This is a genomic window from Nioella aestuarii (genome assembly GCF_050896395.1).
GTDB classification, from domain to species: domain Bacteria; phylum Pseudomonadota; class Alphaproteobacteria; order Rhodobacterales; family Rhodobacteraceae; genus Nioella; species Nioella aestuarii.
This window is the reverse complement of sequence record NZ_JBPBBA010000009.1, coordinates 49,162-60,821: the sequence shown is the minus strand read 5'-3', so window position 1 is coordinate 60,821 and position 11,660 is coordinate 49,162. Positions and strand designations below refer to the sequence as shown.

13 protein-coding genes are annotated in these 11,660 nt (G+C 60.2%); 8 read left to right on the top strand and 5 right to left on the bottom strand.

The features are described from left to right. The first annotated feature begins 95 nt into the window (after positions 1 to 95). Positions 96 to 965 carry a ribokinase gene (locus ACROHD_RS07875; protein WP_432677012.1) on the top strand — a complete coding sequence of 290 codons (870 nt, stop codon included), beginning with the start codon at positions 96 to 98 and terminating at the stop codon, positions 963 to 965. Here ACROHD_RS07875 and ACROHD_RS07870 read toward each other — a convergent pair. Both ACROHD_RS07870 and ACROHD_RS07865 read right to left on the bottom strand, forming a co-directional pair. Continuing rightward, entirely contained in the window at positions 962 to 1,960 is a 999-nt protein-coding gene (locus ACROHD_RS07870; protein ID WP_432677010.1) for an AraC family transcriptional regulator ligand-binding domain-containing protein, read from the bottom strand. The genes ACROHD_RS07875 and ACROHD_RS07870 overlap by 4 nt on opposite strands. Before the next feature lie 102 nt (positions 1,961 to 2,062). After that, a complete protein-coding gene (locus ACROHD_RS07865; RefSeq protein ID WP_432677009.1) occupies positions 2,063 to 2,983 on the bottom strand; it encodes a LysR substrate-binding domain-containing protein in 921 nt (306 codons plus the stop codon). Positions 2,984 to 3,143: 160 nt separating this feature from the next. Here ACROHD_RS07865 and ugpB point away from each other — a divergent pair, with 160 nt between their 5' ends. The 5 genes from ugpB (at position 3,144) to ACROHD_RS07840 (ending at position 8,302) form a co-directional block, all read left to right on the top strand. Continuing rightward, complete coding sequence (gene ugpB, locus ACROHD_RS07860) at positions 3,144 to 4,448, top strand: sn-glycerol-3-phosphate ABC transporter substrate-binding protein UgpB (RefSeq protein WP_432677008.1); 1,305 nt, start codon at positions 3,144 to 3,146, stop codon at positions 4,446 to 4,448. Between the two features lie 82 nt (positions 4,449 to 4,530). After that, the gene (gene ugpA / locus ACROHD_RS07855; RefSeq protein ID WP_432677007.1) at positions 4,531 to 5,412 is read left to right on the top strand and encodes a sn-glycerol-3-phosphate ABC transporter permease UgpA; all 882 of its coding nucleotides are present in this window, start codon (positions 4,531 to 4,533) and stop codon (positions 5,410 to 5,412) included. After that, complete coding sequence (gene ugpE, locus ACROHD_RS07850; protein WP_432677005.1) at positions 5,412 to 6,263, top strand: sn-glycerol-3-phosphate ABC transporter permease UgpE; 852 nt, start codon at positions 5,412 to 5,414, stop codon at positions 6,261 to 6,263. Before ugpA ends, ugpE begins: the two co-directional genes overlap by 1 nt. Before the next feature lie 10 nt (positions 6,264 to 6,273). Then, complete coding sequence (locus ACROHD_RS07845; RefSeq protein ID WP_432677004.1) at positions 6,274 to 7,326, top strand: sn-glycerol-3-phosphate import ATP-binding protein UgpC; 1,053 nt, start codon at positions 6,274 to 6,276, stop codon at positions 7,324 to 7,326. A 1-nt stretch (position 7,327) separates the two neighbouring features. Then, positions 7,328 to 8,302 carry a glycerophosphodiester phosphodiesterase gene (locus ACROHD_RS07840; RefSeq protein ID WP_432677002.1) on the top strand — a complete coding sequence of 325 codons (975 nt, stop codon included), beginning with the start codon at positions 7,328 to 7,330 and terminating at the stop codon, positions 8,300 to 8,302. Positions 8,303 to 8,362: 60 nt separating this feature from the next. Here the strand turns inward: ACROHD_RS07840 and xth are convergent, their stop codons facing one another. Then, the gene (xth, locus tag ACROHD_RS07835; protein WP_432677000.1) at positions 8,363 to 9,145 is read right to left on the bottom strand and encodes an exodeoxyribonuclease III; all 783 of its coding nucleotides are present in this window, start codon (positions 9,143 to 9,145) and stop codon (positions 8,363 to 8,365) included. Positions 9,146 to 9,289: 144 nt separating this feature from the next. On the opposite strand from xth, the gene ACROHD_RS07830 reads away from it, so the two are divergent. Together ACROHD_RS07830 and ACROHD_RS07825 are read left to right on the top strand one after the other, a co-directional pair. Further along, positions 9,290 to 9,415 (top strand): hypothetical protein, encoded by a 126-nt coding sequence (locus ACROHD_RS07830; RefSeq protein WP_432676998.1) that lies wholly within the window; start codon positions 9,290 to 9,292, stop codon positions 9,413 to 9,415. Between the two features lie 17 nt (positions 9,416 to 9,432). After that, positions 9,433 to 10,701, top strand: coding sequence for a hypothetical protein (locus ACROHD_RS07825; protein WP_432676997.1), 1,269 nt, complete (start codon positions 9,433 to 9,435; stop codon positions 10,699 to 10,701). 7 nt (positions 10,702 to 10,708) lie between these two features. Here ACROHD_RS07825 and ACROHD_RS07820 read toward each other — a convergent pair whose 3' ends face one another. Together ACROHD_RS07820 and ACROHD_RS07815 are read right to left on the bottom strand one after the other, a co-directional pair. After that, positions 10,709 to 11,098 carry a SpoIIAA family protein gene (locus ACROHD_RS07820; protein ID WP_432676996.1) on the bottom strand — a complete coding sequence of 130 codons (390 nt, stop codon included), beginning with the start codon at positions 11,096 to 11,098 and terminating at the stop codon, positions 10,709 to 10,711. A gap of 100 nt (positions 11,099 to 11,198) precedes the next feature. Continuing rightward, positions 11,199 to 11,525: a HesB/IscA family protein gene (locus tag ACROHD_RS07815; RefSeq protein WP_490166575.1), complete on the bottom strand. Its 327-nt coding sequence runs from the start codon at positions 11,523 to 11,525 to the stop codon at positions 11,199 to 11,201. Between the last annotated feature and the right edge of the window lie 135 nt (positions 11,526 to 11,660).

The following is an 11,660-nucleotide window of genomic DNA, read 5'->3' as shown; positions in this document are numbered from 1 at the left end:
GCCGGTGCCACAGGTCGAGGTGGCGAAACAGGGCTGACAGGGGCACATTCGCGGCGCTACTGTCGGCATCCAAAGCTGACAATCGGACAGGCACCATGGCGATCTTCAATCTCGGCTCGATCAATATCGACCATTCCTATCGCATGGCCCATCTTCCCGCCCCCGGCGAAACCATCGCGGCCCATTCGCTGCTGACCGGGCTTGGCGGCAAGGGCGCGAACCAGTCCATCGCCATCGCTCGCGCAGGTGGGGTTGTGAATCATATTGGGGCCATCGGGCCCGAGGGCGAGTGGACCGTAGACCGGCTTGCCGCCGATGGGGTGGATGTGTCGCGCGTGGCACGGGTAGGCACGCCGACGGGACATGCGATCATCGCGGTGGATGACGCGGCTGAGAATGCGATCATCCTCTTTCCCGGTGCCAATCGGCAGGTGACGGCCAAACAGGTCTCTGAGGCCTTGTCAGAAGCGCGGCCCGGTGATTGGCTTTTGCTACAGAATGAAACCAGCGCCGGGGTCGAGGCCGCTCAGCTGGCGCGCGGCAAGGGGGTGCGGGTCTGCTACTGTGCTGCGCCCTTCGACAGCGCCGCCGTGCGAGAAATCCTGCCGTTCACCGACCTTCTGTCCGTGAATGAGCTTGAGGAGGCGCAGCTTGTCGCCGATTTGCCGACAGGAGCGATGGACGGGATCGCCCGGTTGGTCACCTATGGCAGTCGCGGCGCGGCCTATCTTGCCGGCGAAGACGTGACGCGGGTCGAGGCCTTTGCGGTCACCCCTGTTGACACCACCGGCGCTGGCGACACGTTTCTGGGCTTTGCGCTGGCGGCGCTGGATGCGCGCCAAGAGGTCGAGGCGGCCTTGATCCGGGCCGCAGCCGCAGCCGCCATACAAGTCACCCGGCCTGGCGCTGCAGAGGCGATCCCGACGGGCGACGAGGTGGACGCATTCCTCGCAGAGCGCCGCTAAAGCGCATCTTGCATCCGCGCCTCGCGTGGGGTCATTCCGGTCCAGCCGCGAAAGGCACGGTAAAAGGAATTTGGGTCACGGAAGGCCAGCAGATAGGAAATCTCTTCGATACTGACGTCGTCTCGGCGCAGGTAATGGAGGGAAAGTTCGGTCCGCGTGGCGTTCAGGATCGTCTGGAAACTGGTCCCTTCCTCGCTAAGCCGCCGGTGCAGGCTGCGGGTGCTGAGCCCGAGATAGATGCCAACGGCCTCTGCAGTGGCGCGTCCCGCAGGCAGCATCTCGATCAGGGCCGCCCGGACCCGGTCAGCGCAGGCCTGGCGCTGTCCAAGCGCGTCAAGATCGCGGCGCAGACGCGGTTCGAACATCTCCCAAAGCTCATCATCGTGGCTGATAAGCGGAAGGCCAGCCGTGTCCTCGGCGAGGTGAAGGCCGTTGTCATTTCCAAAGCGAAGAGGGCAGCCCAGGAAAGCCTCTAGGCGCGTCTGGTCGCCGGTGTAGGCGGGCAGCTCTACCAGTTTGGGAGTCACATGCTCTCCCGTCAGGTTGCGCATCATGTTGACAAGAAAAATGATCTCGAAGGCAGCGAGGCTATCGGGTAGCGGATCGGTCGGTGACAGCGAGGCGAAGCGCAGGCTCAAGCCGTCCATACCGGTCCGAATATCCAGCCTGAACGGTCCTGCCAGAGGTTTGAACAGCGACAGGCGCTGAAAGCCGATCTCGACGGTGGGGCTGCTGGAGAACGCAAAAAGTGCCGGAATGAAATGGCCCTTGGAGGTCATCATCGCCAATTCGAAGGCCATCTCGGCGCTGCCAAATTCAGCTTCTGCCGCGTGCCAGAGGCTGAAGAACTGCGCAGCAGTCGCCCCGCGCCCTTCGCTAAGAAAAAGATCAACCGGCTGTCCGGCACGAGCCAGCACCCGGTCTGCGGACAGTTTCAGGCCGAGGCAAACGCGTTCCATGTGCTTGGCAATGGGATAACGGTCAGGGGGTGGCATGGGCTCTCTTGATCAGGACGTGGCCCATCATAGGCGCAGAAACGGGCAGGGGCACTTGCAGATCCTGCCAATGCCGCGTCATTTGCTGCCAGACCTGCCAGCTCAACCCGGATCGCCCCCGCTGCCAGCGCTGGCCAGATAGGGATCCAGGCTGCGCGTGAAGGCGTCGATGAAGTCCAGCACAATGGGTGTTCGGCTGCCGGTGGCCGGGCGCAGGATTGTCAGCCTGTGATGGATCGGCGGGTTGAAAGGGCGGACGATCACGCCTTGCCCCTCATATTGGGCCGCGTCCAGCGCGCTGACGACAGAGGCCCCCATTCCCTCGGCCACAATGGTGCAGGCGGCGGTGAACTGGCGCACTTCGATCCAGGAATTGATCTCGACTCCATAGTTGGAAAACGCCCGGCTGAGACGGTGAAAGAACCGGCTGTCGCGGCGGGTATGGATCATCTTTTCATCGGCCAGATCAAGTGGGGTGATTTGGCTTTTCTCTGCCAGTCGGTGGCCAGTTGGCAGGATGCAGACCGATCGGATCAGTAGGTCGCTGCTTTCGGTGGCGGGGTGGCCGGGAAAGGCATCGGTGATCCCGCAATCATACTGTTCACCGATGATCCACTCCAGGATGCGCTCAGGCCGGTCAGGCTCCAGTGTGACTGTAACGCCTGGCCGATCTGCCAGAAAGCGCATCAAGACGCCCGGCAGGTGGCTGGTGGCAAAACCGGGCAGGCAGGCAATGCGGATGTGCCCGGCGGTGCGCTCAGTCAGGTCACGGCGCAGGTCCTCCAAGTGATCGAGACCATCCAGAACACGGCGCACCTCGGCCAGCAGATACCGCGACTCACTTGTCGGGTGCAGCAGGCCCTGACGCCGCTCGAACAGCTCAAAGCCGATGGATTTTGAAAAATCCGACAGCAATCGGCTGACTGCCGGTTGTGACACCCCAAGCGCCTGTGCGGCCTTTGTGACACTGCCGGTTTCCGCCACGGCGCGGAAGGCTTCCAGTTGTCTGAGTTGGAATTTCAATGGCTTACCCGTTTTTCTGCTGTTGCGAAAGCAAACGTTTTCTGGTGCAGAATATAACACGATGTTATGAATATGGGAGTAAAAAATTCACTTGAATTATTTCACTGCCTCGCGAAAGCTGCCGCGCATCACAGCTGCATTTCTGACAGGGAGAGAAGAAATGACCTTCACCAAAACGCTACTGGCAAGTTCTGCCCTTTTTGGCCTCATGGCCGGGGTCGCCGCCGCACAGACCGAGATCCACTGGTGGCACGCCATGGGCGGCGCGAATGGCGAGCGGGTTGACCGCATGGCGGCAGAGTTCAATGCCATGCAATCCGACTATGTGATCGTACCCACCTACAAGGGCAACTACACCGAGACCATGACTGCCGCCATCGCCGCATTCCGGGCCGGTGAACAGCCGCATCTGGTGCAGGTTTTCGAGGTTGGCACCGCCACCATGATGGCCGCCGAAGGCGCGATCTACCCGGTTGAGGAAATGATGGCAGATGCCGGCGAGCCCTTCGATGGCGACGCCTATCTGCCCGCCGTTGTGTCCTATTACCAGACCCCGGAAGGCGAGCTTCTGTCGATGCCTTTCAACAGCTCCACCCCGGTTCTGTGGTACAACGCTGACGCGTTGGCAGCTGCCGGCGTCGATGTGCCCACCACCTGGGACGAAATGGAAACCGCCGCTCAGGCGCTGGTCGACAACGGCATGGCGTGCGGCTTCTCCTTTGGTTGGCAAAGCTGGGTGATGATCGAGAACTACTCGGCATGGCACAACCTGCAAATGGGCACCCAGGAAAACGGCTTTGCCGGGTTCGACACCGAATTCACCTTCAACAACGAAGCCATCGCCAACCGCCTGCAGCGGATTGCAGACATGCAGGAGGGCAACCTCTTCGTCTATGGCGGTCGTCGTGGTGACTCGCTGCCCATGTTCACAAACGGTGAATGCGGCATGTGGATGAACTCCTCGGCCTATTACGGGTCCATCGTGGCACAGGCTGAATTCGAGTTCGGTCAGACCATGCTGCCGCTCGATACGGATGTGGCGGACGCCCCGCAGAACTCGATCATCGGCGGCGCGACCCTGTGGGCGCTGCGTGGCCATGATGCCGCGGAATACGAAGGTCTGGCCCAGTTCATGACCTACCTGTCCTCGCCTGAAGTGCAGGCATGGTGGCACCAGGAAACCGGCTATGTGCCGATCACCACGGCAGCTGCGGAACTCAGCGCAAGCCAGGGCTTCTATGATGAAAACCCCGGCACCGACACCGCTGGTCAGCAGCTCAGCCTGAACGCACCCACCCCGAATTCCCGCGGCATCCGCTTCGGCAACTTCGTGCAGGTACGTGATGTGATCAACGAAGAGATGGAAGGTCTGTGGGCCGGCAACCAGACTGCACAGGAAGCGCTGGACAATGCCGTAGAGCGCGGCAACGAACTGCTGCGCCGCTTCGAGCGGTCGGTTAACTGATCGTGCAGACTTGACGCGATAATCTGCCCGGCGGCTTGTCACGGCCGCCGGGACTTTCCCTTCCGCACCCGGCCTTATCCCGATGCTAAAGCGCGTACATTTCCCGGCGTCCCTGTTGCCCTACCTTCTGGTTGCGCCGCAGGTCATCATCACGCTGATCTTCTTCATCTGGCCCGCCAGTCAGGCGATCTACCAGTCCTTCCTGATCGAGGACGCTTTCGGGTTTTCGACTGAGTTTGTTTGGTTCGAGAATTTCGAATACCTGCTTCAGGACGACCACTACCGCAACACATTTGGCCGGACGATCTTCTTCTCCGCTGCCGTTGCTTTTCTGTCGATGTGCTTTGCGCTGATCCTTGCGGGCTTTGCCGATCGAGTGGTGCGCGGATCGACGGGCTATCGGACGCTCTTGATCTGGCCCTACGCTGTGGCCCCGGTTCTTGCCGGTGCATTGTTCCTGTTCATGTTCAATCCGACCATCGGGATCTTTCCCTATCTGCTTGAAATGGTCGGCTATGACTGGAACCACTATCTGAACGGCAGTCAGGCGATGTTCCTGGTGATTATTGCCGCGGCATGGAAACAGGTGGCCTACAACTTCCTGTTCTACCTGGCTGCGATGCAATCCATCCCGCGATCCGTTATCGAGGCTGCAGCCATTGACGGTGCCGGCCCGATCCGCCGCTTTGCGACGATCATCTTTCCTCTGATCTCGCCCACCACCTTCTTCCTGTTGGTGATCAACGCGGTCTATGCCTTCTTCGATACGTTCGGCATCATCCATGCTGTCACTCAAGGTGGCCCCGCCAACTCCACCACAACTCTTGTCTACAAGGTCTATAATGACGGCTTCATCGGCCTCGACCTTGGCGGATCGGCGGCGCAGTCGGTCATCCTGATGTTCCTTGTCATCGTCATGACGGTGATCCAGTTCCGCTTCATCGAAAAGAAGGTTCAGTACTGATGGTTGAAAATCGTCCCCTTCTGTCGATTCTGGCCCATATCGTGCTGCTTTTGGGTGTCGCAATCGTGGCGCTTCCAGTGTGGATCACCTTTGTCGGAGCAAGCCACGAAGCCGAGCGGATGCTTCAGACGCCAATCCCGATGCTGCCCGGCGACCAGTTCTTCGTGAACCTGCGCCAGACACTGTTCGGATCCGGCCTGGAAGGCACCAATACCGCGCCGGTCTGGATGATGCTGATGAACTCGATGATCATGGCGCTGATGATCGCGATCGGCAAAATCGCCATTTCGCTTCTGTCGGCTTTCGCGATCGTCTATTTCAAGTTCCCCTTCCGCATGGGCTTCTTCTGGATGATCTTCATCACCCTGATGCTGCCTGTCGAGGTCCGCATCCTGCCGACATTCGAAGTGATCGCCGAGCTGGGTATGCTGAACAGTTACTGGGGCCTGACCGTGCCGCTGATAGCGTCGGCCACGGCGACCTTCATGTTCCGGCAGGTCTTCTTGACCATCCCCGACGAGATGCTGGAAAGCGCGCGCATCGACGGGGCAGGGCCGATGCGCTTTTTCTGGGACATCGTCATTCCGCTGAGCCGCACCAATATTGCGGCACTCTTCGTGATCCTCTTCATCTATGGCTGGAACCAGTATCTCTGGCCGCTGCTGATCACGACCGAAACCGACATGATGACCATCGTCGTGTCGATCAAGCAGATGCTTGAGGCGGCGGAACAGACCCCGCAATGGAACATCATCATGATGACGGCGCTGCTTGCAATGGTGCCGCCGATCTTCGTGGTGATCGCAATGCAGAAGCTCTTCGTGCAAGGGCTGACCGAGACCGACAAATAGGACGCGCCAAATGGCTGGAATTACACTTGATTCACTCACCAAATCCTACGGTCAGACCGAGGTTCTGCACCATATCGGGGCAGAGATCGAAGATGGCGAGTTTGTCGTCATCGTGGGTCCATCCGGCTGCGGAAAGTCCACGCTTTTGCGGATGGTTGCCGGATTGGAGAGCATCTCTTCGGGCGAGGTCTCCATTGGCGGCAAAGTGGTCAATACGCTGGAACCGGCGGATCGTGATATTGCCATGGTGTTCCAGAACTATGCGCTCTACCCGCATATGACAGTGCGCCAGAACATGGCCTATGGTCTCAAGATCCGCAAAATGCCCAAGGCCGAGATTGACCGAAAGGTGCAGGAAGCAGCAGAGATTCTGGAGATCTCTCAATACCTTGACCGAAAGCCGCGGCAGCTGTCAGGCGGTCAGCGTCAGCGCGTCGCCATGGGACGCGCCATCGTTCGTGACCCGCAGGTATTCCTGTTCGATGAGCCGCTGTCGAACCTCGACGCCAAGCTGCGTGTCCAGATGCGGTTGGAGATCCGCAAGCTGCAAAAGCGCCTTGGGGTGACCTCCATTTTCGTGACCCATGATCAGGTCGAGGCGATGACCCTTGGCGACCGGCTGATGGTGCTCAATGGTGGTTATGTGGAACAGTTCGGCACACCGATCGAACTGTATGAGCGACCGGCCTCGGTCTTTGTGGCGGGTTTCATCGGCAGCCCTGCAATGAACTTCTTCGCAGCCGAGGCCGATGGCCTGTCCGTGACTCTGCCAAATGGTGCTGTGGTGCCCACGGGACAATCGGCGCGCGGTGGGGTGACTTGCGGTGTCCGGCCCGAGCATCTGGTCCTCGATCCGGAAGGCCCAATCGGCATGGAGGTCGAGATGCTGGAACATCTGGGCGGTGTCACGCTGCTACATGGGCCACTGCACGGCACCGATCAGCAGATGGTAGTCAGCCTGGAGGGTATTTCCGACGTGAAGATGGGCGACAGCCTGCGCTTTTCGATCCCAACCGATCTGGTGCATCTCTTCGACGCCAAGACTGACAAACGGATCGGCTGAGATGGTGGACCGGCTCGCTCCGCTGCGCCGGACGCCCGGCATCGTGCGGCTCCACGGGCACCGGGCTGCACGAGGGGTGCTGCCGGAAAACACGCTGCTGGCCTTTCGAAACACCTTCGATATCGGCGTACAGGTGGTGGAACTGGATATCCTGTCAACAAGCGACGGTATTCCGGTCATCACCCACAACCCACGCCTGTTATCCGCCTCGACCCGCGATGCAGAGGGGAATTGGCTGTCGGGCGAGGGGCCGCGCATCCACGATCTGACCTATGAGGAGCTGAGCCGCTACGATGTGGGCGGGCTAAGGGCGGGCACGACCTATGCTGCGCGCTATCCCGATCAGGCCTTTCTGAATGGCCAGCAGATCCCGAAGTTCGAAGATCTCGCGCGGATGCTGGCAGAGCCTGCGTATCGCGACATCTGGCTGAACATCGAAATCAAGAGCCATCCGGAGCATCCAGAAAATACGCCGCCGATCCCCGATTACGTGGCCGCTGTCCTGTCGATTTTGCGTCGCCACGGGCTGGAAGATCGGGCGATCCTGCAAAGCTTTGACTGGCGTGTTCTGGAAGAGATAGCCCGCAAGGCGCCGGATATTCCGCGATCCTATCTCAGTTATCTCCCTCGCCCGAACCCGACGATGGAGGTCAATGTCTTCGAAGCGTCGCCCTGGATCGGGTCGGCCCCGTGGGCACGGTTCGGCGGGTCGCTTCCCCGGATTGTGTCGCATCAGGGCGGCATGTTCTGGTGCCCCTATCACGAGGATCTTGACCCGGAAGAGGTGGCCCTGGCCCGCGATCTGGGGCTTATCGTCAACACATGGACCGTGAACAGCCCCGAGGACATCCTGCGCGCCATCGATGCGGGTGTGGACGGCATCATCACTGACTATCCGGGCCGTGCGCAGCGCCTGTTACTCGCTCGTGGTCTAAGCTGGCGCGAAGATATCCGACCCGTCCGCGCAACGGGTTGACCGGGGCCAAGCCAACTTAACGCCGGATGGGCGGGCATCAGCCATGATGACCAGTGGATGTCAGGCGGCCAGCTCGATCCAGACCGGGACGTGATCGGATGGCTTCTCGCGCGCCCTGATCTCCTTGTCGATCTGGCAGTCGTCCAGCAGGTCAGCCGCCTGTGCGCTTAGCAGCAGATGGTCGATACGGATACCGTCATTTCGCTGCCACGCCCCTGCCTGGTAGTCCCAGAAGGAATAATGATCGGGTCCCGCAACCCGTGCGCGAAACGCTTCTGTAAAGCCAAGGTTCAGGATGCGGCGATAGGCGGCGCGGCTTTCGGGGCGGGCCAGCGCATCTTCTTTCCACGCCTCTGGGCGGGCGGCGTCCTCGTCCTGTGGGATGATGTTGTAGTCACCCGCCATCACGACCGGGATTTCCTCGGCCAGCAGAACCCGCGCCCGCGCTTCCATCCGGTCCATCCAGGCCAGCTTGTAATCATACTTCGGGCCGGGGCAGGGATTGCCATTGGGCAGGTACAGCCCGCACAGGCGAACCGCATGGTTCTCTCCCATTACGGTGGCCTCAATCCAGCGCGCCTGTTCATCGCTGTCATCGCCCGGCAATCCGCGTGTCACGTCCTCCAACGGCAGTTTTGACAGGATCGCTACACCGTTAAAGCCCTTCTGCCCGTGGGTTTCGACATTGTAGCCACGATCTTCGAACATCTCGCGGGGGAAGTTTTCGTCCACCGATTTGATCTCCTGCAACAGGGCGACGTCAGGCTGTGATTCGTCCAGCCAGTCGCACAGCGCCGGATAGCGCGCCTTGATTCCATTGATGTTGAAGGTGGCGATCTTCATGGCGCGGGTCCAGTTCGTGTTCAAGATACAGAAATCATGATCATTTTTGCTGCTTCTATCCGCAAAGCCAAGGGGGCTTGCAACAAAAGTGTTAATGTGACACTATTAATTAAGACGACGTGACCCAAGTAGTGGACCAGACCCATGCGTAATTTCCTGACTGTCCTGTTTGTGATCTTCTTGCTCCTGCCGATGCGGGTGATGGCTGATGATGACGCGCAGACATCGGTTGCGCCGGCTGCCATTAACGCGGAGATCTCGGCACAATAAATCGAGCGACAAAACCCATGATCAGACAGACCATCCTGCTTATCGCCATCCTGCTTGCGCTGCCTCTTGCTGCGCGGGCACAGGAGGATTCGCTAATTGCTGACTATCGCGCCGAAATCACCGAGCTGCGGGACGTGGCATCTTCCTCCTCTGCGCTTGGCATTGTGCGCGGACAGCTCAGCCGGGCTTTCATCGAAAACGATATCGTCTTCTCGCGTCGCTACCTGGATAACTGGAGCCAGCTTTTGCAGGATCGTTGGGCGCAGCATGACACGTTCTTCGCCACCCAACTTTTGACATTGTCTGACTGGGATCAGGCTGTGGTAGAGGGCCGTGTAACCCGCGATGAGGCCGAAACCGCGCTGGCCCCGGCTTTGGCACAGATCGAGGTGGTTGCAGGCCATATCCCGGCATGGCTGGACGATGACGTTGCACGCATGGTTGAGCGCGCCCTTTGGACCGATCTGGCGCAGGATATCGGTTGTTGTGATCCGCTGTATTATCATGCCCTGTCAGAGGCCGATGCGGTCTGGGGCGTGGCGCTAAGCCCCGATCCGGCGGCGATTGCAGCCTTGCAGATCATTCCGGCTGTTCCATCCGCCGACACCCCTGATGCAACCACTGCGGAACTGGCCTTTGCCTGGCTTGCCTCGCGCGCGGAAGGGTTGATGGCCGACGGTGCCGCAAGCCCCGCCCGTCGTCGGGCCCTGCTGATCGAGGCCAATCTTCTGGAAGAACTGTTCGGATTGCCCGCAGATCTGCCGCTGGAACGTAGCCTGGCGACACTGGCTGCCCGCGAAGGCTTTGCCGCGCAGCCCGTCGCACCTCTGATCCGCATGGCGGCGTTGACCGAACCTGGGCCGCTCCGCGATCTGCTGCTTGGTCACGCTGCCGCCCGTCTGGACAGCCGCGCCGATCACCTGCGCCCCGCCCTGCGAATTGCTGCTGATAGCGAGGGTGAGGCGCTTAACCGCTCGGTTGTTTCGACAACGACGCCGATGCGCCAAATGGCCACCACAACCAGCGGCTTCAACCTGTCTGGTCAGGCTCAGGCCCCAACACCCCTTCCGGCCCCTGCTGCGCCAATGGCTGTCGCAACGAGCTCGGACAGGGAAGCGGCGGAACTGGTGGATGAGGCTTTGACAGCCCTGTTGCTGGCCGGATCGGGGGCAGGGGATATCAGCCTGTTCGTCGAGATCGCCAATATGGCCGAACGCGCCGATGAGCTGTTGGGAACTGGAACCAGTCTTGAATTGGTGGATTCCCTGGCATCCGAAACCAGGTAGCCAACGATTATTCCGGCACGCCCCCGGACAGCCATGACCGCGCACTGGCCTCCTGATCGGGGGCGAAGGACCGGATGACGAGGTTTGGAACCAAGAGGCTTTCCACCATGGCAAGGTTCCTGAGCCATCCCTGATCGGTCAGCACAGCCACCTTGTCCACCTTGCGGATCATCGCCATCAACTGCCCCCAGTGACGCAGTTCCACGCCTATTGCGCCAAGCGTGGGCCATTCCACCCCCTGCGCCCGCATAAGCACCCCGCCGTGATGCATATCGCGCACTTCCGGCACCAATACATCCAGTGCAACCTCCATCGCGACCGCAGTCATCGCGCCCGTGACCTCGATGATCAGCAGGTTCGGGGCTTCAAGCGTGGCGGTGAATGTCGGTTGGGTCATGGGGCAGCTCCTTGTCGTCTGCCCTCAGCCTGCGCGATATTCCCGGTGCTGACCTTGATCGGGGTCAATCCCCGGAACGGTCGCGCTTTACCGTGAGGCTCTACATGGAAAAGGACGTTCCGCAGCCGCAGGAGGATGTGGCGTTCGGGTTCTCGATGGTGAACCGGGCCCCGATCAGTTCCTCGGTAAAGTCAATGACGGCATCCGAGAGGAATGGCAGGGACACGGTGTCGATCACCACTTTCTGGCCACTTCCTTCCAGAACCATGTCGTCCGTTGCCGGGTCATCGAGCGTGATTTCGTATTGAAACCCGGAACATCCGCCGCCCTCAACCGCCACACGCAGGGCTTTGGCCTCTCCCGATGCTTCGTTGATTTCCGCGATCCGGGCAAAGGCGCGGTCGGTCACTTTCGGGGGCAGGGTCAGCATGGGCAGGGTTCCGGGGTCGGATTGAATCTGGTCACGTGATACAAAAATAGGGCGTGTAACATCCACTCACAAGAGAGTGACGTTCATATCTTGAACCCGCGTCACAGAGACGACGACATACGGGCAGCCAGG